Raw genomic sequence first — 23,001 nt, forward strand, 5'->3', positions numbered from 1 at the left:
AACAATCTCTTGTTTTTTAAGAGATTGTTCTTTCCATTTTACCGAATACTTTCAATCTCATATTAAAAATAACTTTGAAAAAAGAATCGAGCTGTCGCTTCTAAAGTATCCTGCTAATATGGATGATATTCGAAAGTCCAACGAGGTAGTTGAACAAATAATCTCTCAAATTGTCACTTTATACAAAAGGAAATACGATGTGGAATTTAATATAAATATCCATATAATTATAGGGTTGCATGGATCGAATGCCTTTACCCATCGTCAAATCATCCCCGACATCACTTTCTGTTTAGAAAAATTGTCATCGAAAGAGCACCATTTAAAGGTAATCATTGCCCACGAATTTGGTCACGTTCTACACAATATTCTTTCAGAACAAGCAGGGGTAAATTGGGCTAATATGCAATGGGAACATCCTTATACATGGCTATTACAAGAAGGTTGTGCAACTTACTTTTCTAAGCAAATTGTAGATGTAAATGAAGAAATTTATTTTCTATATGAAGAGGATAGGGAAGGGTGGCTACAATTTGCGAATAACAACAAAAAGGAAATTATTAAAGCTTTTCAATTGGATGTAAAACATTTATCATCAAAAGAGGTATATATGGAATGGTTTTCCATAAATGGTGGTAGTCGTTTCGGCTATACTCGTCTAGCTTATTTTATTGGTTACTCTATTCTTCAATTTTTAATCGAAAAGTTTGGAGAGCATAAGGCGGTTATGCTATGGAAAAAAGAAGAATTTTCTCATGAAATAGAGAAAGTTTTAATAAACTTTATAAATTAAAATCTTGAACGATATAAAATGAAATTAAAACGTCTGTGGAAGGAAGAAACTTTGTGAATATTTTTATCTCGATTATTTTATACATCGTTAGTTTAATTATATTTTATATCATCATTGAAACGGCTGTTCGAAAAGGAATTGATAGTTCCGTTATTGGCCGGTATTTAGAAAAAAAGCATGGAATGAAAGAAGAACAAAAATCCTTTTTCAGTAATGATTTAGATGATTAAACATTCACTATTATTAAAACTTTATAAGGAAATAAATGAAGCGTTCGTCCGTTGAAGGATAAATGCTTTTTTTATTGAATACTATTCATTAACAAATATAGGAAGATGAAGGGGAGGATAGAATGAACATTCGAAGGGCAACAATATCTGATGCAGAAGGAATTGCAAGAGTACACGTCGATTCTTGGAGAACGACTTATAAAAATATTATACCGGATAGTTTCTTAGCAAAACTGTCATACGAGCAAAGAACGGAATTGTGGAAACGAAATATTGCGCAAACGGGAAATTACGTGTTCGTTGCTGAAAGTCCAACGGGAGAAATTGTAGGGTTTGCTGATTGTAGTAAAAGAAAAGAAAACCTAATTCCAAATTCAGGGGATTTAACGTCTATCTATCTTTTAGAAGAATACCAAGGTCAAGGGATTGGGAAGAAGTTAATGAAGCAACTGTTCTTGCAATTTCAAGAGTTAGGTTATGACACAGTGTTTGTGGAAGTTTTAGAAGACAATAAAACCCGCTACTTTTACGAAGCGTTTGGTGCTGAACTTTTCAAATCAGAAACGATCAAAATTGGTGGGAAAGAACTTGAATTGTTAATTTATCGATGGGAAAGTTTAGATGCAATTCTGTTAAATGAATGAAACAATACTGGGGAAATGTGGAGAAAAAGGTGGTGATGAAAAATGGAACAAATATTAGAAAAAGCATTAGATTTAAGGGGAAAAGGAAAGCTTAAAGAATCGAAAAACATATTGATTGATCTTGTACAAAACTTTCCTAACCATGCTTCTCTTAACTATCAATGTGCGTGGAGTTTCGATGTATTAGGAGAGGAAACAAGAGCCGTTCCCTATTATGAAAAAGCAATTAAATTAGGCTTACCAAAAAAAGAATTGGAAGGTGCCCTTATAGGGTTAGGCAGTACATATCGAACAATTGGAGAATATGAAAAATCAAAAGAAACCTTTCAAAAAGGATTAAAATTATTCCCAAACAATCACGCAATAAAAGTCTTCTACTCAATGACTTTATATAATCTAGAAGAATATCAGCAAGCTATGGAAGTATTGCTTCTTTGTTTAGTTAACACAACGACGGATGAAGATCTATTAAACTATGAAAAAGCAATTCGGTTTTATGCCAATAAACTAAATGAAACGTGGTAGTAACGAATGAAGGGGCAATTATCCTATTTGATAATTGCCCCTTTTTTGCGGAGGGGAATTTTGGAAGTGGGATTAAAATGAAATGAATTATTGTAAAAAAATAGCACTCGGTAAGATAAAAGACACCCTTCAGAAATTTTGAAAATGGGGTAAATTTCATTTTTTATGAATAAAGCGCATTCATATAGAATAATTAAACGTTTATATAAGAAATCAATTAATTTTTAAACGGGCTATTTTTCATCCCGGTGAAGAAATTGGAAATCTGGAAGACTATGATTCTATGTTAGAATAGTAATCTGAAAGGAAAAGAAGGGATAAAAATGAACAGAAGTGCATATTTTGATAACGCAAAAGCCTTACTTATTTATTTAGTGGTATTAGGACATTTAATGTCTGGTTATCTACAAGAGAACGAGTATCTCGATACTTTATATTTGGTCATTTACTTATTCCATATGCCGGCATTTATATTAATATCAGGGCACTTTTCTCGAACGATCAAAAGTAAAAATGATTTGAAAAAAATAGGGAAAACGTTAGTGCTACCCTACATCATTTTTCAAATAGCCTATACATTTTATTATAAAAACATCTTTGGTGACGATGTTACCTATGATTTTTTTGAACCGCGTTATGCTTTATGGTTTTTATTGAGTATGGTCATGTGGAAATTGATGTTAACGATATTTGGCCGTCATTGGATTATGGTAGTAATGTCAGTAGTTTTATCATTATCTGTCGGCTATATTAGTGAAGTAAATGAATGGCTGTCATTGGCAAGAATATTTTTCTTCTTCCCGTTCTTTTTAATGGGGTATTACATGAGTCGTGAAAATTTCGTGAAGATGAAAAATAAATGGAATGTATCCATTGCGAGTATTTTAGGGCTAGTGCTTGTTATCGTCATCCATCTTTACGGAGATGTTCGTTGGCAAGAATGGCTATTTGGACGAATTCCTTATGAGGAAATCGAATTTTCAATTCTAGAAATAGGTGCGTTAAGCCGCTTACTCGTATATGTATTCATGTTTGTGGCGACTTATATTTTCTTATCTTTAGTACCTGAAAATAAGCGTTGGTACACAAATGTAGGTGCAAAAACACTATGTGTATATTTATTACATTTATTTATTATAAGAGCCTTTGAATCAACAGTGGCTTATGAATGGATTAAGGAAACGGGGAACTATATCCTATTATTTGGTATAGCGTTTATAATCGTTTGTGTCTTATCTAATAAATGGATTTGGAAAGTAATCGCCCCATTAATAACGGTGAAAAAGAAAAATGAACGAACTACGCAGAACTAGAGAAGAAATGATTCTCTAGTTCCTTTTTTATTTCACGAATAGCCCAACAGTGTAGGTTATGCGCGGTTTTGTAATGGTGAATTTTTGTTCTTTATTTGTAAAAAAGGCAAGTACAGCTTAGTGAAAGCATATATTGATATGTATCAACTAAATGATACGAGGATCCTTTGCTAGTAGGATGTTTATTTTAATTCAAAAGGTATTTAATGGGAGGTAATGTAATGTTTACAATCGGTGATAAAGTCTTTTATGGTGCTCATGGTGTTTGTGTGATTCAAGATATTCAGGAATTATCCTTTTCTGGGCAACAAAAGCATTACTACGTCTTACATTCTTATCATGATGCATCCATAAAATTATATCATCCAGTTGAAACGGAAGATTCAAAATTAGCACCCATTACTTCTAAAAAGGAAGCAGAGGGTATTTTAGAAATATTTAAAAATCCTCCTGATGTTTGGCAAGAGCGTATGGTCGATCGGTCTCAACATTATCAAAATATACTAGAGTCAAAGGATCATGTACAGATTGCCCAAATGATGAATACCATTTTGAGAAAGAAAAACGAGTTAGAACAAGATAATAAAAAACTAACAAATCACGATACGCAAATTTTGAAACAAGTTTCACCGATTTTTTACGAAGAATTAGCAATTAGTCTAGAATTATCCGTCGAAGAAGTCATGAAGAGAGTTGAAGAAACGATACAAAATTAATAGTTCATATATGTAAGAAGAGCATTTCGCCAAAGGGGAAATGCTCTTTCTTTCTTTATTTACTATATTTTCTCCCATTTAAAATGACCGTTAATATCAATGCCTAATTTAATGTTGTCATTTATCTCTATAACGATTGGGCTAACAATTGCATCTTTGGTGGAGAAAAACCAGTTCCTCTTACTAGGTCCTAGTAAAAGATGGACACCATCATCTGCTTCTCCCATAAAATTAAGGGATGTTTCATCGAGTTTTTCATTGTTTCGAACGGGAATGCCGATTGTTATTAACTGTTTACCGACATACATTAAATCATCAGTTGTTAGGTTCATTTCGCCAATATCAATGATTGTGTGTACAGAAAATGTGTCAACTTCCACTTTAGGATTGATATCGTGACGGGCAATGAATTCCACCACATTTTCTTCAGGATCATAAAAGTAAAGGGAGTGAGCATTAATGTTTTGAAAGAAAACTTCATCCTCCCCTTGATTGGTTAATAACGGTGTGTATTTTTGAATCCAACCCTTCGCAAGGTCAAAAAGATTGCTCGGAATATTAAAGGCAAAATGATATTGTTTGTATATCGTTGGTGAAATCAATTCAAAGGCAAGAATACTGTTACCTACAGCTATTTGAAACCCTTTTGGTGATTTTTCTAATATAGGAAAACCTAACTTTTCCCCATAGAAATTTATCATTTGTTCAAGGTTATGAATGTATAATATCGTTTTATTTATTTTCATAAAATAGTCTCCTAAGCGGTATTTGTTATGAATACTAATACAAATTAAAAAAGTTTACGTTAGACAAAAGACTGAAATTTCGGTAATTCGTTCAATAAATTTTTTTCAATAAAGAGGATTATCGGGTAAAGATTTGGAATATGTGATGTATAGTCTAGTTTTTGGGAGGTAATCGTTTGCAGTTTTATGATTTTAGTAAACATTGCGGGAAAAGCATTACCCAATTTCAATCCCAATTTATTATGTCCCGTGTACTTCAGACGGATATGGAAACCCACATCGGTTGTATGTACTTAGAGGGAAATGGGGTAATTGGTTACCATCAAGCTATCGTTCCTCAACTTCTATTAGTCGTAAATGGTGAAGGATATGTACGCAATGACAAAGAAGGATATATAAAAGTTCAAGCTGGTGATGCCGTGTTTTGGGAACAGGATGAATGGCATGAAACAAAAACAGTGCATGGGTTAACGGCCATAGTCATTGAAAGTGTTGAATTAAATCCTTCTGCCTTTATGCCCTTACAACGATAAACGAATTTATAAGAAAGGTTTGAGGTGATGGGAATGGGAGAATTTATTGCTGCGGTCATTACAGTATTACCTATTATTATTGTTGCGTTTCTTATTCGATGGATTCGTATCATAAAAGTAAACAGCGATATTCAAGTCGAACAAAACAAACAAATTATTTCATTACTAGAACGAATGATTAACAACGAGTAAGTGGTTCTCTTCTCTTTAAATTTGTGAGGTGAAATTGAATTTGATCGAGATTCATCATGATTTTAGTAAAGTTTCCCTTAATCAATTGGAGGTAATTTATAAGGCTGTTGGGTGGGAGAAACATACAGAAGCAATTATTGAACAAGTATTTGAAGCAAGTAATGTTTATGTTTTTGCTACTGTGAAGGGGGAAGTAGTAGGTTTTAGCCGAGCTATAACAGACCATGTCTTCAACGCTGCTATTTATGATGTGGTCGTACATCCTAAATTTCAAAGAAATGGGATTGCGAAGCGCATAATAGAAAGTTTACTAAATCAATTAAAACAGGTTTCATGTGTTCACCTTATTTCTACAAAAAGGAACGAAGGTTTTTATAGGAAACTAGGCTTTAAGAAAATGGAACCAAGCATGGCAAGATATTTAAATTCCAATTTAATTGAAGATTATTTAGAATAATTAACACATTGTGGAATGGGGAGATATTAGTGGAGAAAAAGCATATTTGGTACTTTGTTTCGGGGATTTTAGTCGGAATAATTATTATACCAATTATTTTCCAATGGTTAGGGATACCAACATTTGACCGGTTGTTATACATGATTTTTGGAGAAGCAAATGTTGGGAATGGTATATTTGTTATTGTGATGACAATAATCGCAATAATTTTATTAGTAAGAGTACCTAAACCAAAAGTTAAATAAAGAAGGAGTTATTATGACAAATCGATGCCATTGGGTTACAAAAGAACCTTTATATATACAATACCACGATAACGAATGGGGAGTCCCTGTTTATGATGATCAAAAACTGTTTGAAATGCTATGTCTAGAAGGAGCTCAAGCCGGTCTTAGTTGGTGGACTATTTTACAAAAACGGGAAAACTACCGAGTAGCCTTTGACAATTTCGATGCAGAAAAAATTGTCCGCTATACAGAAGAAAAATTGCAGGAGTTAAAAGAAAATCCCGGTATTGTACGAAACAAATTGAAAATACAAAGTGTTGTAACGAATGCAAAAGCCTTCTTAAAAATTCAAGAACAATACGGATCCTTTGCAAAATACATATGGAGCTTTGTCAATCACCAACCAATCATTAATCATTGGGCCTCCGTAAAGGAAGTCCCTGTTACAACGGAAATTAGTGATGCCATGAGTAAAAAATTGAAAAAGGACGGCTTTAAATTTGTTGGCAGTACAATTTGTTATTCCTATATGCAAGCGGTAGGGATGGTAAATGACCACACGTTACAATGTTTCTGTCATCTATCAAATAATTCATAAGAAATAAGGGGTCGGTATAAATGGTTTTAAAAAAAGGTGACAAGATCGGCATTTTTACCCCTTCATCTCCAGCAACGGTAACAGCTCGGGAACGATTTGAACGGGCAAAAGCCTTTTTACAATCAAAGGGTTTTGAACTAGTGGAAGGGAAGTTAACGGGCCAAATCGACTATTACCGTTCAGGAACGCCTAAGGAACGGGCAGACGAGTTAAATGAATTGTTACGTAATCCAGAAATAAAAATGGTCATGTCGACGATAGGGGGGACCAATTCTAATAGTATGCTTCCGTATATCGATTACGAAGCATTCAGGAGCCACCCTAAATATATCCTAGGGTATTCCGATGCAACGGCTATATTATTAGCTTTATATTCAAAAACAGGTATCCCAACTTATTATGGACCGGCATTAATTCCATCCTTTGGGGAATTTGAACCGTTAGTAAATGATACATATCATTATTTTGAACAATATTTTATGGCTGAAAATAATCCTCCTTATGAAATTCCACTACCAACATTTTGGTCCGATGAACCGGTCAACTGGTTAGAAAAAACGACGGAAAAAACATTGTATCCAAATGAATGGAAAACCGTTATTCCAGGCAACGTTGAAGGAAGATTAATTGGTGGAAATGTTAATGCAATGTATGGATTTATTGGCACGCCGTATTTTCCGGAAATAAAACATGGGGATATTTTGCTTATTGAAGATTGTATGAAAAATGCATCCATTGTGGAGAAAAACTTTGCCATGTTAAAACTTCATGGAGTTTTTGATCGAGTAGGGGGCATTATTCTAGGCAAACATGAACAATATGAAGATTTAGGGACAGGGAAGAAACCTTATGATCTTTTATTAGAACAATTGGATGGTCATCAAATTCCAGTGTTAGCAGACTTTGATATTTGTCATACCCACCCGATGCACCCAATCGCCATTGGTAAAAAGGTGAGACTAAATGCAACGGAAAAGAAAGTATATTGTATTGAAAAATGGACTTTAGAATAAAAAGCTATGTAAAAAGAGAGAATCCTTAATTTTACTGATTCTCTCTTTTTATATTATTGTTCGATTAATTGGTTTAAAGGCACTTCCTGTTCCTTTTGAGGATCGTCTAACGGATAAATTCGAGCAGTTTCGTTATCTTCATTAACGTGTTGTATATACACTTTCATACCGTTATATAATACATTTGCAATAACTGGTGATTCTGAAATTTCTTGTGCCCTTTGAGCGTTCATAAGTAATAACCTCCTAGTTGGAATTTTGTAATAAAAATCTCCTCACTATTATTCACAACCTGTCAAAAAATCATTCGATGTTAAGGCTAAATTAAAGAAACGCCTCATTATTATAAAAATGAGGCGCTTCTTGCGATTAATCCGCATAACGTTCAAAGAATTCGAGCATTTTGCGATAAACCATTATTTCATTTTGTTTTTTGGAAAAGCCGTGTCCTTCATCTTCTAAAACGATGTATTCCACTTCACGTCCCTTTTCCTTTAATGCAGCTACAATTTGGTCAGATTCCTTTTGTACTACACGAGGATCATTTGCTCCTTGGATAACTAACATCGGTTTTGTCATGCCATCTAAATAGGAGATAGGGGAATCCTTCGTCAGTCTTTCTTTATCTTTTTCTGGATGTCCTACCCATTGATCCATAAATGGTTTCCAAAAATCAGGTACAGATTCGATAAAGGAGAAAAGATTACTTGGGCCGAAAAGATCAACAACCGCTTTGAAGTAATCTGCATGACGTCCATGAAGTAAAAGTGCCATGTAGCCGCCATAACTACCACCTAATAAAAGAATTTTCTCTCTATCGGCATAGCCGTTTTGAATCATCCATTCTATCCCTTCTAAATTATCAAGGCGTGGTCCATGGCCCCAGTCGCCTTCTACCATTTTTTCGAACTTTAAGCCGTAATTCGAAGAACCACGGAAGTTTGGTGCGAAGATGGAATAGCCTCGGTTTAACAAAACTTGGAACATTGCACGGAACCATTTTCTTTCTAACGATTGGGGACCACCATGGGGCCATAAAATGACGTACCCATTCGAGTTTTCCTCTTTCGCTTTAAAGAATAATGCTTCAATTTCCAATCCATCGAAGGAAGGATAAGTTAAAACTGCAGGTTCAACTAATTCTTCATCACGAACACCAGGTATACGGTAACGAGTTAACTCTTCCCAAGTGGTGCTTCGATCCTTAGAAACAAAAATATTGTTTGGTCTTGTAGAAGTTCTACCTTTGATATATAGATTACCACTTGGCATAACAATTAATTTTTCAATAATACTTGTTGGAGAGTTAATAGTCTCTAGCTTTTTACTTTTTAAATCATATGCATATAATCGATCTTCTACACCATAAGAGCCAATTATATAAAGTATTTGATCTTTCTTAGAAAATACTAAGTTAGTAAAATCTTCTTTTTCTAATTGTAATATTTTCTCAAATGTTTTCGCTTCTAAATCAAATTTCGCAAGGTAAGTTAAGTCGGAATCATAGTTTGTTAAAAAATAAATATCCGATTCCGAAGTGTAAACTACTTCATTCACTGTATGTTGATCTTTAGTCTCAGGCGTCATTAAAAATTTTTCATTATTTAGATGAACGTAGGCTAAAGAGTGAGTATTCCCAAACTGTTTAAAGGAAACAAAGGATTTTTCTTCTGGACTAACAGCTATTAAATAGGTAGGAGCTTCTTGTCCTTCGACTAATAGTTTCTCCTCACCACTTTCCAAATCATAGACATAGTTATTAAGATAAGTAGAATTTCCATAAGTAGTTGCGTAATATAGCCGTTTACCATCATCCGATATACGGGAGACTAAGTGGCGTTCCCCTTTATGAATACGTAATGGTACAAGTTTACCTCCTTGGGGAGGAAGGGCATAAATTTGTGTATTTTCATCTCCATCATGGTCAAAACCTACGACGATAAATTCACCTGTTTTAGCATAAGTAAGGCCATCGACACTTTGGTTATTAAATGTAAGTGGGTAAGGAAACTGATTAGGTAAATCCATTCCCCAAAGATTAAAATGACCGTTTAAGTTCGTACTGATGACTAGCTGTTTTTCGTCGGGACTCACGGTAAAATCCGCAACTGTTAATGTTTGAAAAAATTGTTCCACATCCGGTTTATCAAACTTCACCATAACAACTCTCCAATCTATTAAGATAGTTTTATATTAACACAATATATTGATTTTTCAGAAAATTAATTTTAGTTGTTTAGAAAGAGGGATGGCGCTTCATGAAAAACCTCTGTACGAGACTGTACAGAGGTGTAGATTAAATATAATTAGACTGTTGGATTAGTTTAATTCTTTAAGCCAGTTTTCCTTGAAATCATCGGCAGGGAGTGGGCGACTGAAGTAATAGCCTTGGGCATAATCACAATCAATTTCCTTTAAAAAGTGCCATTCTTCAAATCCTTCAACACCTTCTGCTATCACTTTCAAATCAAGCTGTTTAGCAATAGCTATAATTGTTTTGACAATGGCTTTGTTTTCGTCGTCCCGGTGCATGCCCATTACAAAGGATTTATCGATTTTTAATGAATCTAGTGGATATTTATTCAAATAACTAAGGGATGAATAACCTGTTCCAAAGTCATCCATTGAAAGGCTTATACCGAGCGCCTTTAATCGATTTAACTTTTCAATCATCGATTCAGCATACATTGCAATACTTTCGGTTATTTCTAAAATAATATTAGAAGGATCAATGTTAGCGTTTTCGATTATTGTTTTCACATGTTCTACAAACATTGGATCAAGTAATTGTTTCACAGATACATTAATGCTTATTCGGAAAGGTTCCGTTCCTTCCTTTTGCCAACTAACGCTTTGTTTAACAGCGGTTTTCAATATCCATTGGCCTATTGGGATAATCATTCCCGTTTCTTCGGCTATTGAAATAAACTCATCAGGTCTAACTTGTCCTAATATGTGGTTATTCCATCTAATTAGAGATTCCATCCCTATTAGTTTATTTGTTTTCAAATCTAGGATTGGCTGATAGTAAAGTTCAAACTCATCATTTTCTAAAGCAGTTCTTAAATGTTTTTCAATCATCATTTTCCGATAGAAGTGATGCTGCATTTCAGATGTGAATAATTGGTAGTTATTTTTTTCTCTTTCTTTTACATAGTACATAGCGGTATCTGCATTTTTGATTAATGTATTCGCATCATCGCCATCCTTTGGATAAATACTTATGCCAATACTTGGAGTAATAAAATACTCATTATTGTCTATTAAAAACCCTTCAACAAATAGCTTCAATAATCTTTTCGCTAATCCTTCACAATCTTTTGATGTGGAGCGGGGGAGCAAAATAGTGAATTCATCTCCACCTAGTCGATAAACTTGTGCGGATTGATAACTTTGCTTTAATAACCTTTCGATACGTCTTGATACTTCTATTAATAAGCAATCTCCGAAATTATGGCCAAGTGTATCGTTAATATATTTGAAACGATCCAAATCAAGAAACACGATGGCAATTTCACTTCCATTTATTTTTGCTTTTTCCAAAAGGTTCGTTAAATCTTCATTAAACATTCTACGATTCGGCAAACCTGTTAGTGCATCATGATTCGCTTGAAATTTAATTTCATCTTCATATTGCTTTCGTTCCGTAATATCTGTTGATACTGCAAGTAATGCGGAACTTTCATTTATATGAATCGGTACTTTTACCGTTTGTACCCATCTCTCTTCGCCAGTTGCAGCCGTAATGGATTCTTCAATTATGGAAAACTTCCCCAACTTATGACTATCAATTTCTTGATGGGCAAATGGTGTCTCTTTTATTGAATCTTTATTTATATCATCATCGGTTTTTCCAATCATATCGCGAATATCCTTGCCCATTAATTGGGCATACGATTGATTCATAAGAAGGTAACGTCCATTTTCATCTTGAGCATAAATATAATTCGGGTTCAAATCAATGACTTGATATAAAAACTTCCATTGATCATATAGCTTTTTATTCATATTGTTTACTATATTAAGATGCATTCGGCTTGAAAGAATTAAAATTGAAAGGGCATAAACTAGTAATGCAATAGAACTCGGATATAATCTTGCTGATGGGAGCATATTTAAGGTGCCAATTGCATAACCGATAGACGAAAAGATATTAAAATAAACTAAAAATGAGCGAATGCTCTTATTTTGTACATTTAAACTAATCAGAGAACAGAAAGTCATGCTAGCTATGAAAAGGAAAACGTTGGAATAAAAAATCCACGATAGCTCTCCATAAACAGGGTAGTAGAATATACTTGAATCTATCTGTTTAAGTTCAATGTTTTGTACTCCCTTATCACTCCATCCTATTATATAGACAAAAAAAGCTACTCCATAAAATAATAAGACTGATGTACGATTTACGAGGAATTGCCATTTTATTTTTTTATCATTGGACAATTCCTCATTCACAATTGTATATCCTATATGGAAAATCAATGGGGTTATCATGATAGATCCAAACCGGAATAAATTGAAAAAAAACTTAATCGTTTCGTAGCTAAATAGATTATAAGAATACAAAAAAGCTACATCTAATTGCCAAATGGAAATCATTAATAGAAATAAAAATATAATTTTTGATAAGTTATTTTTTTTAAATAAAACTAATAGTGTAATACCAACACATATAGGAATAAAAGATAATAATATTAGAAATATAAAAAACATGAAACAATCCTCCTATATATGTGTCATCAATAGGCAAGCGTTATTCCCACTACTACCATGATTAGTTATGCAGACGGACTCAACAGTTTGATATCTAGTTTCGTAAACGATTGGAAGTTCTTCGAAACCAATCCCTTTCGTTTTAATTGTAGGAGGGATAAATCCGTATTCCATTGACAGTAAGGACGAAATAATTTGCATTGCGCCCATGGCACCAAAGGAATGTCCAATCATTCCCTTTATGGAAGTAATCGGTACCTCTAAACCGAATGTTTCGTTATGGATGAATCGTTCAATTTGATCGTTTGTTTCGATACCAAGCGCCTGACTATTTATGTAGGTTGGTACTGTATTTCCAAGGGTTTCTTGGAAAACGCTAAGCATATGTTTGCCCGTTACATCAGATCTTAATAATTTTTGTGCTTCGTTCCTTGAAACAACGCGTTCAATTTTTCCATATATTTGTTGGTTTCGGTCGATTGCTGTTTGTTTTCTCTCTAAAACGATTACACCTGCACCTTCTGATAAAACAAAGCCTCGATGTTCCGTTGAAAATGGAACTCCAGCTTGTTCGATAGAGGTTTCTTTAGAGAGGATTCTTAATTTTTTAAAGCCGTTAATTGTCCATTGACCTAAGGGAGCGTCTGTTCCTCCAACAATACATGCATCCACACTGCCGTTCTCTAGTAATAGTTTCCCAATTGATACTGCATCTAAACTTGCGGTACAGCCAGTCGTTAATGTGTAGGCAGGCCCACAAGAACCAATTGCCTCGGCAACAGAACCGGAAAGCGTGTGCGTATCTGCATACGAAACACCTTGAATCGGAGTTTTTCTTAAATCGAAAAAATTCATAGAATATTGCTCAATTTCCAATATTGCTCCAGCGGATGTCCCCATAATGACGGCAATTCGTTGGGGCTGAAAATAATTTAACTTTGCCATTGCAGAAGCATCTACTGCAGTCGCAATAGCCATCCTTACAGAACGAGGGTATCGTTTGTAATCTTCTCCGTTTATTTCTTGAAAGTGATCATCTATCAAACCAGCAACAATGCTAGAATCGGGCTGATTATCAATGTTGTAAATGCTTTGGGTACAAATCCCATTTTCTAATACATGTAAAAAACTATTTTTGTCTGAAATACCAGGTCCTTTAATCCCATAACCTGTAATTACGATATCGTCCAATATCTTCACCTACAATGTTTGACTTTATTGTATTATAAACAACAAAAATAGATATGGTCGATAGATTTTATACTCTATCAACGGAAAAAATTTGAAATTCAATTTTAAATAATTGAAAGTTAGATGAAGTTTTACATTTTCTATTAATAATTGCGAAAGTAACTTCTTCATTTCAATTTTAAGAAGAACTAATCTATTAAAAAAAGGTTACATAAAAGGGCTAGAATAAGGCGTTTTAGGTAAATTAGAGTAATAGATTTGTAAAAATATATAAGTATAAAGATAGAATTTTATTAACACATTCTTCATCTACTTTAATTATTTCCATAAACTTCCTCAATATCCCTTTACTAAACTGGAATTGAAATCAGGATAGATAGGAGATGGAGAGAGTGAACAAAAAGTTTTTAGTAGGTGCAGGGTTAGCTTTTTCATTGTTAGTTAGTCCATTCAGTCAGGTGTTTGCAGAACAACCAACAGTAGGAGAAAGAAAACAAGTGGATAATGTCGCCCACCGTGGTGCAACAGGTTATGCACCAGAAAATACGATTGCTGCTTTTGATTTAGCTGTTGAGATGAAGGCAGATTATATTGAAATCGATGTTCAAAGAAGTAAAGATGGCGAATTAGTATTAATCCATGATACAACAGTGGATCGTACAACGGATGGAACAGGAAAAGTTGGAGATTTAACTTTTGAACAACTTAGAAGTCTTGATGCAGGTAGTTGGTTTGGGGAGCAGTTTGAAGGAGAGAAAATCCCAACATTTGATGAAATTCTTGATCGTTATCATGGAAAGGTTGGAATTTTAGTCGAAATGAAATCTCCAGAACTGTATCCAGGTATTGAAGAACAAGTGGCGGAGGAATTAAAGGAACGCAATCTTGATAAACCTCAAAACGAAAAAATTATTATCCAATCTTTTAATTTTGATTCAATGAAGAAAATGGATAAACTTCTTCCGAAAGTTCCGATTGGTGTATTAACTTCTAACCGTGCCCATACAACTCCGGAAGCTTTACAGGAATTTTCAACTTATGCAGATTGGTTTAACCCAAGTTACGGAATTGTCACAAAGGAACTAGTTAACCAAGTTCACTCTCTTGGTATGCAAATTGGATCATGGACAGTTCGTAGTCAAGAAGCAGCAGACTTCCTATTTGAAATGGGAGTTGACGCAATCATTACAGATTATCCAGATTACGTAGATCCAAGAAAATAAAACACTATAAAAAGTTTGAAAGAGGGGTAGTTCTAATTGCTACTCCTTTTTCTCGTATCCTTTATAGTTGGTTTTCTATAAGTTTATAAAAAGTCTGAAAATTTAAAAAAAATGATATAATACTATTGAGTACGTTAGGGGAATTAAACAAATAACTATTTTAGGAGGAGTAACATGGGGAAAAGCTTCATTAAAAGTTTAGTAACAATCTTTCTGATTGCTTTCATTTTCCTTCAGACGATTCCATCTTCATTGACTGCAGCAGCAGGGGATGGTTCATGGTCATCACCTTTTTCTGTTTCGCAAGCTGTAAACAGTCAAACTAGCACAGTCAAAACAGTCCAAGGGTACGTCGTTGGGCAACCGATATCGACAAGTACAGTTATTACAAGTGGTTTTCCGAATGATTATGCCCTTGCTTTAGCCGATAATCCTTCGGAAACAAATATTTCTAAAATGCTTTATGTTCAAGTTCCTTCATCGTTCCGCTCTTCCTATGGATTAAAAACGAATCCTTTTTTAATGGGAGAAAGCATTAAAGTAACGGGTACACTTACAGCTTATTTTTCCCATGCTGGATTAAAAGATGGAACAGCTTTCGAAAGAATGGGAGAGGGGATACCTCCTTCTGAACCAGAACCCGAGCCAGATCCAATACCAATACCAAACGGTTACTATGATGCAGCTATTGGAAAAACGGGAGAAGCATTAAAAACTGCATTGCATAATATTATTGATGATCACACGGAACTATCCTATTCCGAAGTTTGGGATGCCCTTCGAGAAACGGATGAAGATCCGAACAATCCGAATAATGTAATCTTATTATATACAGGACGTTCCCAAGGGAAATATACGAATGGATCAGGGGTGAATGATTGGAATCGGGAGCATGTTTGGGCGAAATCCCATGGAGACTTTGGAACAACAATGGGGCCCGGTACAGATTTACATCATCTTCGCCCAACCGATGCGTCAGTGAACAGTACAAGAAACAATTTAGACTTTGATAACGGGGGGAGAGAGCACTCTGAAGCTCTTGGTAATTATTATGATTCTGATTCTTGGGAACCGCGGGATAGCGTAAAGGGAGACGTAGCGCGAATGCTCTTTTATATGGCAGTACGAAATGAAGGTGATAGTGGAGAACCAGATTTAGAATTAAATAATTTAGTTAATAACGGTTCCGCTCCATACCACGGAAAATTATCCGTCTTGCTTCAATGGCATCAACAAGATCCAGTCGATCAATTTGAACGAGAACGAAACGAAATCATTTTTAACGACTATCAACATAACCGTAACCCATTTATTGATCATCCAGAGTGGGTAGAGGCTATTTGGCAATAAAAGAAGAAAAGGGTACATGAGAAAACCCCCTTTTAAAATGAAAAATCATCTTATCTTTATCTTAGATTAAAGGTAAGATGATTTTTTGTTGAATAGGATTATGGTTTTAATACGACTTTAATACAATCGTCTTGTTTTGTATCGAAAATTTCATAGCCATGTTTTGCCTTTTCAAGGGGGAGGACATGGGTAATGATATCCTTTGGATCGACTTTTCCTTCCGCAATGAGATTATATATATGGGGCATATAATGGATGACGGGTGCTTGTCCTGTACGAATGTTTACGTTCCGTTGGAAAATGTCACCTAAAGGAAAGGCGTTATAACGACCACCATAAACGCCGGTAATTTGAATTGTTCCACCTTTTCGTACAGCTTGACTGGCAGTGACCAATGCTCCCAACGCACCACTTTGCAGTTTTAAACCGCTGGCAAGAAATTCGAGGGGAGTCATTTTACCACTCATACCGACACAATCGATGACTACGTCAGCACCGCCCTTTGTTATTTCCTTTAAATATTCACCACAGTTTTCATGATCTTCAAAATTAACAATTTCCACTTTATTTGTCCGCTTTGCATGTTTTAATCGATAGCCGACATAATCGACTGCAATAATGCGTTCGGCACCTTTTAGCCAGGCAAATTTTTGTGCTAATAATCCGATTGGACCGCATCCAAGAATCACGACTGTATCGCCTTGTTTTACACCGGCATTATCGACACTCCAAAAGGCGGTAGTAGCAGCATCTGCTAGCAAAACTAAACTTTCATCGGGTACTTCACTGTTTTCAGGTATTTTAAAAGGTGTAAAGTTTGCATAAGGGACACGCATGAATTCGGCTTGACCACCTGGAAATCCTCCGGCAGTGTCGGAGTAACCAAAATAGGCACCCATTTCACCATTTTGGTTCGCATTGTCACATTGACTCTCTAAATCGTGATGGCAATACCAACATTGTCCACAAGCGACATTAAAGGGGATGATGACCCGATCACCTTTTTTTACTTTCGTCACATTTTTTCCGATTTCTTCAACAATACCCATCGGTTCATGACCAATCACGTAATCTTCTCCTAGGTTAGGAATCATGCCGTGAAGTAAATGTAAGTCTGAACCACAGATAGCAGTAGTCGTTAATCGCACGATAATATCATCATCTTTTTTAATTTTTGGTTCCTTTACATCTTTTACTTCAACATTTTTAATGCCTTGGTAGGTTACAGCTTTCATTTTAAAAACTCCCTTTTATTCATTTTTCCTTCTTTGGTGGAGTTGGGAACAGCCCTTTACGGTTCATATTTTCTGGGAACAAATCAAGTTTCGCAATACTAATGGCATTTTCAGCCGACCGAATATCGAGTTCCTTTTGCTTATCTAAGTCATATGGCTTTAGCCAATCTTTTTTCATCATCAATTCGGAAATCTCGAAATATAATTCAATCATTACTTCCAGTTGGGTTTTGAAAATTTTTTGAAGCGTTGGGGAAGCCGTTTCAGTTAAAGCGATGGAGAGGGTTCGTACACCCGTTTTAACAGATAATAAAAACTCCAATGCAATACCAGAATCCGTTAGTTCTGGCATGCCGACAGAGTTAATGGGATCTAAATAGTCTTTCATGTTATTTACCTCCGATTATTCTAGCTCAGAATTTGAGTAGAGTTTTAACATAGCAGCTAAAGCAGGTGTCGATAATTTAACGTTTTTATCCAATAATTCGCGTAAATCTTGGTCAAAGACAATCCCTTGACTTAGTTTTGATTTCAATAAACTTGTCGTCATAAAGTTAATCACTTCATGAAATTCTAACGTTTCGTGAAGTGCTAATTTTTTTTCAAACATAAAGAGCACCTCCTTATTTTTCTTTCAAAAGGCTATCCCTTAATGTAAAGATTTATTCAAATAAAATATTCGGCCAGTAAGTAGAAATTTGATTAACTCTGAAGGTTGAAAGGAACTTGTGTAGTCTTTAGCGAACTTAATTCGTAGGTGCTTACAATTGAATGAAATATATGGGAGGGGAATCTTTGAAACAAAATATTTATGACCACCCGAAGTTTTTTAATCAATATATTTCTTTAAGGGAGAGCGGAATCACGTACAATGATTTTGTTGAACAACCAGCAATTAAGTCGCTTATTCCAACATTAAAGGACAAAACCGTTTTAGATTTAGGTTGTGGAACAGGCGATTTCGCCAGCTATTGTATTGAGAATGGGGCAGCAAAAGTTTTGGCAATAGATATTTCAAAAAATATGATCGATAGAGCAATGAAAGAAAATTATCATGAAAAAATAGAATATCTTTGTAGTCCTTTTGAAGATTTCGAATTACATAATCAAACCTTTGACCTGATTATTAGCTCATTGGCTATTCACTATATAGAAGATTACGAAGGATTGATTTCAAAGGTTACCCATTTATTAACGGATGGTGGAGAATTCATTTTCTCTACTGAACATCCGATGGTAACGGCAAGAAAAAACATGAACAATTGGGTAAGGGATGAGGAAGGAAATAAACTGCATTGGGCTGTGGATCATTATCAAGAGGAAGGGATGCGAAAAGAGTATTGGTATATAGATGGGGTTATTAAATACCATCGCACGATTTCGACTTTGCTCAATACAATAATAAAAAAAGGGCTAGTTTTAGAGGAAATAGTAGAACCAACGTCGATTCCAATTGGTTTGGAGAAAATGCCGAAATTAATCAATGAACAACGGAAACCTTCCTTTCTTGTTATTAAAGCGAAAAAAGGAAATAGAAAGTAAAATTTTAACAAGTAGAACAAGGATTTGGGCTCGTTAAAATGGAATAGTAAAAAATAGACACTCATATAGTAAGTGTTATTTATGAAAATGACTTGAGGAGGTCATAGATTGAAACAAGCCCTATTAATAATTGACGCCCAGCAAGCGTTAATTGATGGAGAACAAGTAAAGACAGGTGTATATAAGAAAGAGCGATTAATAGCTAATATTAATCATGTTATTCAAAAGGCGTTAGACGAAAATATTCCGATTATTTTTGTAAGAGACATAGACGTGTCCAACGGGGAAGGCCCGGGTTTTGAAGTACATGGTGATATTCATGTTCCAAATAACTCAGTTATTTTTAACAAGGCAGCAACGAACGCCTTTTATGGGACTGGTTTAAAGGCTTATTTGGAGGAACAACAAATTAAACATCTTGTCATCATGGGCTGTCAAACGGAAGCGTGTATCGATACCGCAGTAAGAACGGCAACTGTCAGCGGTTTTGATGTAACGCTAGTTGGAGATGGTCACTCTACTTATGATTCAAAGATGTTAACGGCAGAACAAATTATTCTTCATCATAATCGAATTCTTCATGGTCATTATAATGTGGATCATTTTTCAATGGTTCGTAATGCAGAAGAAGATTTATTTACCCCGACCCACAACAACTATCGATAATCTTTAAGTTTGAAGCGTTTCCGAGATGGAGGCGCTTTAAAACTTTTTTGATAGAAACGGAAATAACAACCTATAAGGAGTAAAATTAAACGAATGAATGAACAAACTATACTTTCACTAATACGAAGTGATCAATGGATGATGGATATATTACATGTAGTAAATACGTTAAATTTACCAGATTGGTGGATTTGTGCGGGTTTTATTCGTTCGAAAATTTGGGATTCGCTCCATTTATATAAAAATAGAACTCCTCTTCCTGATATTGATGTGATTTATTTTGACCCAACTAATTTAAGAGAATCAGTAGAAAAGGATTTGGAGGAGCAGTTAAGAATACTTTTTCCTGACATCCCTTGGTCAGTAAAAAACGAAGCGCGGATGCATATTAGAAACGGAGTAAAACCTTATCTATCCTCAACCGATGCCATTTCTAAATTTCCAGAAACTGCTACAGCTATCGGTGTCAAAATAGATGATAATGACCAACTTCAATTAACGGCACCCTATGGCTTTCATGATGTTGTGAATTTAATAGTAAAGCCAACGCCTTTTATAGTCGAAACAAAGGAAGGGAAAAGGTTATATGAAGTGCGAAGGATCAATAAAAATTGGAACGTCATTTGGCCACAATTAAAAGTTTATTCCATTGATGAGTTGGATGATTAGAAATAAAGGAGACGATTATGAACAAATATAAAATCATTTTATTTGACCTAGATGGAACATTGACAGACCCTAAAGAAGGTATTACAAACTCTGTTCAATATGCATTAAAGAAAATGAACATTGATGAGGTTAATTTAGATTATCTAGAACAGTTTATAGGGCCACCGTTACATCATTCCTTTGCTGAGTTTTATAACTTTGATGACAGCCAAACGAAGAAAGCTGTTGAATTTTATCGGGAGCGTTTTAAAGAAAAGGGAATGTTTGAAAATGAATTATATTCCGGTATTCCCTCTCTCTTAATGAAACTGAAAAAACAGGAATATAAGTTAGTAGTTGCTACCTCTAAGGTTACTGAATTCGCTAATCAAATTTTACAGTACTTTCAACTGGATCCATTTTTTGAACTTGTCGTTGGTAGTCATTTTGATGGAACCCGTTCTTCAAAAGCTGAAATGATTCAATATATATTGAATCAGTATCATGGACATTCATTATGTGACTTTGTAATGATTGGAGATCGGAAATATGATGGTATTGGAGCGAACAAAGTGGGAATTGATTTCATTGCCGTTACTTATGGATATGGTTCGCTACAAGAATTAAAAGAGTGTGAACCAACTTTAATCGTTCCTTCCGTTGATCAACTACAAGAGGTCTTATTAAACAATGAAAACTAATTGGATGTGGAAAAATGCAAAAAGTTATTTTACTTGTTGAAGATGATAAAGAAATAAGTCATCTTATTAAAAGTCACTTAGAGAGCGAAAACTTTACGATTATTACTGCTTTTGATGGTGAAGAAGCTCTTAGTCATTTTCAACAAGATAAGTTTGATTTAATTTTACTAGACTTAATGATTCCGAAATTAAGTGGCATGGAGTTATTGAAAAAGTTTAGGGAAACTAGTTTAGTTCCGGTACTAATTATCTCAGCAAAAGGTAGCGATATTGATAAAGCATTAGGGTTAGGATTTGGAGCCGACGACTATATTAGCAAGCCGTTTTCTATGATTGAACTAACTGCTCGAGTAAATGCGGCAATACGAAGGGCAACGCAATATTCCACTGTAGAGAAACAATCGATAGCGAATACATTACACTACAAAGAACTGACATTAGATTTAAATTCATTTACAGCCCAAGTTAAAGATAAGATAGTGAAGCTTACATCAAAGGAATTTCATATGTTAAAGCTAATGATGACGAATAAAAGTCGTGTATTTACAAAGGAACAAATTTACGAAATGATTTGGGAAGATGATTATTTTGGAAATGAAAATGTAATTAACGTACATATTCGAAGACTAAGAGAAAAAATCGAAGAAGATCCATCCAACCCCCAATATATTCAAACCGTTTGGGGAATTGGTTACAAATTAGGAGAGTGAACATGATTTTACTATTGATTGTAATCATCGTCCTATTATTACTCCTGATTGGTTGGCAATCCTATTCCAAGTTCAAAATCAAGAAAAACTTAAGAGAATTAAGTCAACAACTAGATTCTATCCTTCATGAACAGTCTGCTGAAAAGGTGTTGTTCATAACAAATGAGGAAACGGTTCAAACTGCTCTCATTCAAATAAATCGCCTACTCGATTTCAATCAAAAAATAATTGCGGATTATTCGAAAACAAAAGAAAGTTTAAGAAAAATGATCTCAAACATGTCCCACGATTTGAAAACACCATTGACGGTCATTTTAGGATATGTAGAGAAATTAATGATGGATAAAATGATGCAAAAAGAAGAACGTACAATAGTTACGCACCAACTTTATAAAAAAACAGAGCAAGTAATCGAATTAATTCATCGATTTTTTGATTTAGTGAAATTGGAATCTGGGGATTATTCTATTCCGTTAACAAAGGTGTCTGTAAGCGAGATTTGCAGGAAAAATGTGCTGGAATTTTACCATTTACTTCAGTCAAAAAAATTGCAAGTGGAACTGGACATTCCTGAACAAGATTATTTTATTCTTGGAAATGAAGAAGCGTTAAATCGTGTATTGAGTAATTTAATTTCTAACGCCCTTCGTTATGGTAGTGAGGGAGGTATCATTGGCTTAACGGTACGAGAAGAAGCGGATAATATTGCTATAGATGTTTGGGATCAAGGAAAGGGCATTGCAGAAAAGGAGCAAGAGCTTGTATTTGAACGGCTGTATACGTTGAATGATGCGCGGAATCCCGAATTTCAAGGAAGTGGACTCGGTTTAAGTATTACAAAACGGTTAGTGGAAGGGATGAAAGGCTCTATCTTCTTAAAAAGTAAACCTTACGAAAAAACGGTATTTACGTGTGTCTTTAACCGGATAACCTACTAGTAGTGGGACTTTAAAAGTCGTCAAATCAACTTTTATAATCTTTTCTTTTTTATACATAGAAAACTTAAGAAATTTGTAAGGTTTTAGAAAGAAAAAA

At 34.7% G+C, this 23,001-nt stretch carries 28 protein-coding genes; 20 read left to right on the plus strand and 8 right to left on the minus strand.

Annotated features, from left to right (window positions below):
* Window positions 1–118 precede the first annotated feature (118 nt).
* From MHH69_RS03035 to MHH69_RS03060, 6 genes are all read left to right on the plus strand, one after another.
* Entirely contained in the window at window positions 119–793 is a 675-nt protein-coding gene (locus tag MHH69_RS03035) for a DUF5700 domain-containing putative Zn-dependent protease (RefSeq protein WP_148037791.1), read from the plus strand.
* Window positions 794–846: 53 nt separating this feature from the next.
* Complete coding sequence (locus MHH69_RS03040) at window positions 847–1,023, plus strand: hypothetical protein (protein WP_174232635.1); 177 nt, start codon at window positions 847–849, stop codon at window positions 1,021–1,023.
* A 122-nt stretch (window positions 1,024–1,145) separates the two neighbouring features.
* Entirely contained in the window at window positions 1,146–1,667 is a 522-nt protein-coding gene (locus tag MHH69_RS03045; protein ID WP_191707874.1) for a GNAT family N-acetyltransferase, read from the plus strand.
* 42 nt (window positions 1,668–1,709) lie between these two features.
* A complete protein-coding gene (locus MHH69_RS03050; RefSeq protein ID WP_341361732.1) occupies window positions 1,710–2,192 on the plus strand; it encodes a tetratricopeptide repeat protein in 483 nt (160 codons plus the stop codon).
* A 323-nt stretch (window positions 2,193–2,515) separates the two neighbouring features.
* The gene (locus MHH69_RS03055; protein ID WP_122970721.1) at window positions 2,516–3,505 is read left to right on the plus strand and encodes an acyltransferase family protein; all 990 of its coding nucleotides are present in this window, start codon (window positions 2,516–2,518) and stop codon (window positions 3,503–3,505) included.
* 221 nt (window positions 3,506–3,726) lie between these two features.
* The gene (locus MHH69_RS03060; protein ID WP_158599661.1) at window positions 3,727–4,221 is read left to right on the plus strand and encodes a CarD family transcriptional regulator; all 495 of its coding nucleotides are present in this window, start codon (window positions 3,727–3,729) and stop codon (window positions 4,219–4,221) included.
* A 62-nt stretch (window positions 4,222–4,283) separates the two neighbouring features.
* Here MHH69_RS03060 and MHH69_RS03065 read toward each other — a convergent pair whose 3' ends face one another.
* Window positions 4,284–4,967: a hypothetical protein gene (locus MHH69_RS03065; RefSeq protein ID WP_122970719.1), complete on the minus strand. Its 684-nt coding sequence runs from the start codon at window positions 4,965–4,967 to the stop codon at window positions 4,284–4,286.
* Between the two features lie 176 nt (window positions 4,968–5,143).
* Between MHH69_RS03065 and MHH69_RS03070 the strand changes: the two genes are divergently transcribed.
* Genes MHH69_RS03070 through MHH69_RS03095 form a run of 6 tightly spaced genes read left to right on the plus strand, consistent with a single transcriptional unit; the run spans window position 5,144 to window position 7,987 of the window.
* A complete protein-coding gene (locus MHH69_RS03070) occupies window positions 5,144–5,500 on the plus strand; it encodes a cupin (protein WP_122970718.1) in 357 nt (118 codons plus the stop codon).
* 33 nt (window positions 5,501–5,533) lie between these two features.
* Window positions 5,534–5,692 carry a hypothetical protein gene (locus MHH69_RS03075; RefSeq protein ID WP_174232634.1) on the plus strand — a complete coding sequence of 53 codons (159 nt, stop codon included), beginning with the start codon at window positions 5,534–5,536 and terminating at the stop codon, window positions 5,690–5,692.
* A 40-nt stretch (window positions 5,693–5,732) separates the two neighbouring features.
* Window positions 5,733–6,149 carry a GNAT family N-acetyltransferase gene (locus MHH69_RS03080; protein ID WP_341361733.1) on the plus strand — a complete coding sequence of 139 codons (417 nt, stop codon included), beginning with the start codon at window positions 5,733–5,735 and terminating at the stop codon, window positions 6,147–6,149.
* A gap of 29 nt (window positions 6,150–6,178) precedes the next feature.
* Complete coding sequence (locus MHH69_RS03085) at window positions 6,179–6,394, plus strand: hypothetical protein (protein ID WP_122970716.1); 216 nt, start codon at window positions 6,179–6,181, stop codon at window positions 6,392–6,394.
* A gap of 13 nt (window positions 6,395–6,407) precedes the next feature.
* Entirely contained in the window at window positions 6,408–6,974 is a 567-nt protein-coding gene (locus MHH69_RS03090; RefSeq protein ID WP_122970715.1) for a DNA-3-methyladenine glycosylase I, read from the plus strand.
* A 20-nt stretch (window positions 6,975–6,994) separates the two neighbouring features.
* The gene (locus MHH69_RS03095; RefSeq protein ID WP_122970714.1) at window positions 6,995–7,987 is read left to right on the plus strand and encodes a S66 family peptidase; all 993 of its coding nucleotides are present in this window, start codon (window positions 6,995–6,997) and stop codon (window positions 7,985–7,987) included.
* A 53-nt stretch (window positions 7,988–8,040) separates the two neighbouring features.
* Here MHH69_RS03095 and MHH69_RS03100 read toward each other — a convergent pair whose 3' ends face one another.
* The 4 genes from MHH69_RS03100 to MHH69_RS03115 all read right to left on the minus strand — a co-directional run bounded on the left by MHH69_RS03100 (window position 8,041) and on the right by MHH69_RS03115 (window position 13,891).
* A complete protein-coding gene (locus MHH69_RS03100; RefSeq protein WP_122970713.1) occupies window positions 8,041–8,220 on the minus strand; it encodes a small acid-soluble spore protein H in 180 nt (59 codons plus the stop codon).
* A gap of 136 nt (window positions 8,221–8,356) precedes the next feature.
* Window positions 8,357–10,147, minus strand: a complete 1,791-nt coding sequence (locus MHH69_RS03105) for a S9 family peptidase (RefSeq protein ID WP_191706181.1) — start codon at window positions 10,145–10,147, stop codon at window positions 8,357–8,359.
* Between the two features lie 159 nt (window positions 10,148–10,306).
* Window positions 10,307–12,700: a GGDEF and EAL domain-containing protein gene (locus tag MHH69_RS03110; RefSeq protein ID WP_122970712.1), complete on the minus strand. Its 2,394-nt coding sequence runs from the start codon at window positions 12,698–12,700 to the stop codon at window positions 10,307–10,309.
* Between the two features lie 12 nt (window positions 12,701–12,712).
* The gene (locus MHH69_RS03115) at window positions 12,713–13,891 is read right to left on the minus strand and encodes a beta-ketoacyl synthase N-terminal-like domain-containing protein (RefSeq protein ID WP_158599659.1); all 1,179 of its coding nucleotides are present in this window, start codon (window positions 13,889–13,891) and stop codon (window positions 12,713–12,715) included.
* A 392-nt stretch (window positions 13,892–14,283) separates the two neighbouring features.
* Here MHH69_RS03115 and MHH69_RS03120 point away from each other — a divergent pair, with 392 nt between their 5' ends.
* Together MHH69_RS03120 and MHH69_RS03125 are read left to right on the plus strand one after the other, a co-directional pair.
* A complete protein-coding gene (locus MHH69_RS03120) occupies window positions 14,284–15,114 on the plus strand; it encodes a glycerophosphodiester phosphodiesterase (RefSeq protein WP_122970710.1) in 831 nt (276 codons plus the stop codon).
* A 174-nt stretch (window positions 15,115–15,288) separates the two neighbouring features.
* A complete protein-coding gene (locus tag MHH69_RS03125) occupies window positions 15,289–16,464 on the plus strand; it encodes an endonuclease (protein ID WP_122970709.1) in 1,176 nt (391 codons plus the stop codon).
* Window positions 16,465–16,562: 98 nt separating this feature from the next.
* On the opposite strand, the gene MHH69_RS03130 is transcribed toward MHH69_RS03125, so the two are convergent.
* Genes MHH69_RS03130 through MHH69_RS03140 form a run of 3 tightly spaced genes read right to left on the minus strand, consistent with a single transcriptional unit; the run spans window position 16,563 to window position 18,309 of the window.
* Window positions 16,563–17,699 (minus strand): zinc-dependent alcohol dehydrogenase, encoded by a 1,137-nt coding sequence (locus tag MHH69_RS03130; protein ID WP_122970708.1) that lies wholly within the window; start codon window positions 17,697–17,699, stop codon window positions 16,563–16,565.
* Window positions 17,700–17,718: 19 nt separating this feature from the next.
* Window positions 17,719–18,087: a spore coat protein gene (locus MHH69_RS03135; protein ID WP_122970707.1), complete on the minus strand. Its 369-nt coding sequence runs from the start codon at window positions 18,085–18,087 to the stop codon at window positions 17,719–17,721.
* Window positions 18,088–18,102: 15 nt separating this feature from the next.
* Complete coding sequence (locus MHH69_RS03140; protein ID WP_122970706.1) at window positions 18,103–18,309, minus strand: spore coat protein; 207 nt, start codon at window positions 18,307–18,309, stop codon at window positions 18,103–18,105.
* Window positions 18,310–18,494: 185 nt separating this feature from the next.
* Here MHH69_RS03140 and MHH69_RS03145 point away from each other — a divergent pair, with 185 nt between their 5' ends.
* From MHH69_RS03145 to MHH69_RS03170, 6 genes are all read left to right on the plus strand, one after another.
* Window positions 18,495–19,241 carry a class I SAM-dependent methyltransferase gene (locus tag MHH69_RS03145; RefSeq protein WP_122970705.1) on the plus strand — a complete coding sequence of 249 codons (747 nt, stop codon included), beginning with the start codon at window positions 18,495–18,497 and terminating at the stop codon, window positions 19,239–19,241.
* Window positions 19,242–19,349: 108 nt separating this feature from the next.
* Window positions 19,350–19,907: a cysteine hydrolase family protein gene (locus MHH69_RS03150; RefSeq protein WP_341361734.1), complete on the plus strand. Its 558-nt coding sequence runs from the start codon at window positions 19,350–19,352 to the stop codon at window positions 19,905–19,907.
* Between the two features lie 93 nt (window positions 19,908–20,000).
* Window positions 20,001–20,576, plus strand: a complete 576-nt coding sequence (locus MHH69_RS03155; RefSeq protein WP_341361735.1) for a nucleotidyltransferase family protein — start codon at window positions 20,001–20,003, stop codon at window positions 20,574–20,576.
* 17 nt (window positions 20,577–20,593) lie between these two features.
* Window positions 20,594–21,256: an HAD family hydrolase gene (locus tag MHH69_RS03160; RefSeq protein WP_341361736.1), complete on the plus strand. Its 663-nt coding sequence runs from the start codon at window positions 20,594–20,596 to the stop codon at window positions 21,254–21,256.
* Window positions 21,257–21,270: 14 nt separating this feature from the next.
* A complete protein-coding gene (locus MHH69_RS03165) occupies window positions 21,271–21,966 on the plus strand; it encodes a response regulator transcription factor (protein ID WP_122970702.1) in 696 nt (231 codons plus the stop codon).
* A gap of 2 nt (window positions 21,967–21,968) precedes the next feature.
* A complete protein-coding gene (locus tag MHH69_RS03170) occupies window positions 21,969–22,904 on the plus strand; it encodes a sensor histidine kinase (protein ID WP_122970701.1) in 936 nt (311 codons plus the stop codon).
* Window positions 22,905–23,001: the final 97 nt, after the last annotated feature.

Source organism: Ureibacillus sp. FSL E2-3493 (assembly GCF_038077515.1).
Taxonomy (GTDB): domain Bacteria; phylum Bacillota; class Bacilli; order Bacillales_A; family Planococcaceae; genus Ureibacillus; species Ureibacillus halotolerans.

Bases quoted from the DNA above. Each gene is read 5' to 3' on its own strand.
- MHH69_RS03110 (WP_122970712.1), bottom strand. From the start codon at position 12,700: ATGTTTTTTATATTTCTAATATTATTATCTTTTATTCCTATATGTGTT.
- MHH69_RS03050 (WP_341361732.1), top strand. From the start codon at position 1,710: ATGGAACAAATATTAGAAAAAGCATTAGATTTAAGGGGAAAAGGAAAG.
- MHH69_RS03125 (WP_122970709.1), top strand. From the start codon at position 15,289: ATGGGGAAAAGCTTCATTAAAAGTTTAGTAACAATCTTTCTGATTGCT.
- MHH69_RS03170 (WP_122970701.1), top strand. From the start codon at position 21,969: ATGATTTTACTATTGATTGTAATCATCGTCCTATTATTACTCCTGATT.
- MHH69_RS03035 (WP_148037791.1), top strand. From the start codon at position 119: ATGGATGATATTCGAAAGTCCAACGAGGTAGTTGAACAAATAATCTCT.
- MHH69_RS03055 (WP_122970721.1), top strand. From the start codon at position 2,516: ATGAACAGAAGTGCATATTTTGATAACGCAAAAGCCTTACTTATTTAT.
- MHH69_RS03165 (WP_122970702.1), top strand. From the start codon at position 21,271: ATGCAAAAAGTTATTTTACTTGTTGAAGATGATAAAGAAATAAGTCAT.
- MHH69_RS03140 (WP_122970706.1), bottom strand. From the start codon at position 18,309: ATGTTTGAAAAAAAATTAGCACTTCACGAAACGTTAGAATTTCATGAA.
- MHH69_RS03075 (WP_174232634.1), top strand. From the start codon at position 5,534: ATGGGAGAATTTATTGCTGCGGTCATTACAGTATTACCTATTATTATT.
- MHH69_RS03100 (WP_122970713.1), bottom strand. From the start codon at position 8,220: ATGAACGCTCAAAGGGCACAAGAAATTTCAGAATCACCAGTTATTGCA.
- MHH69_RS03135 (WP_122970707.1), bottom strand. From the start codon at position 18,087: ATGAAAGACTATTTAGATCCCATTAACTCTGTCGGCATGCCAGAACTA.
- MHH69_RS03095 (WP_122970714.1), top strand. From the start codon at position 6,995: ATGGTTTTAAAAAAAGGTGACAAGATCGGCATTTTTACCCCTTCATCT.
- MHH69_RS03160 (WP_341361736.1), top strand. From the start codon at position 20,594: ATGAACAAATATAAAATCATTTTATTTGACCTAGATGGAACATTGACA.
- MHH69_RS03090 (WP_122970715.1), top strand. From the start codon at position 6,408: ATGACAAATCGATGCCATTGGGTTACAAAAGAACCTTTATATATACAA.
- MHH69_RS03130 (WP_122970708.1), bottom strand. From the start codon at position 17,699: ATGAAAGCTGTAACCTACCAAGGCATTAAAAATGTTGAAGTAAAAGAT.
- MHH69_RS03065 (WP_122970719.1), bottom strand. From the start codon at position 4,967: ATGAAAATAAATAAAACGATATTATACATTCATAACCTTGAACAAATG.
- MHH69_RS03060 (WP_158599661.1), top strand. From the start codon at position 3,727: ATGTTTACAATCGGTGATAAAGTCTTTTATGGTGCTCATGGTGTTTGT.
- MHH69_RS03045 (WP_191707874.1), top strand. From the start codon at position 1,146: ATGAACATTCGAAGGGCAACAATATCTGATGCAGAAGGAATTGCAAGA.
- MHH69_RS03155 (WP_341361735.1), top strand. From the start codon at position 20,001: ATGAATGAACAAACTATACTTTCACTAATACGAAGTGATCAATGGATG.
- MHH69_RS03105 (WP_191706181.1), bottom strand. From the start codon at position 10,147: ATGGTGAAGTTTGATAAACCGGATGTGGAACAATTTTTTCAAACATTA.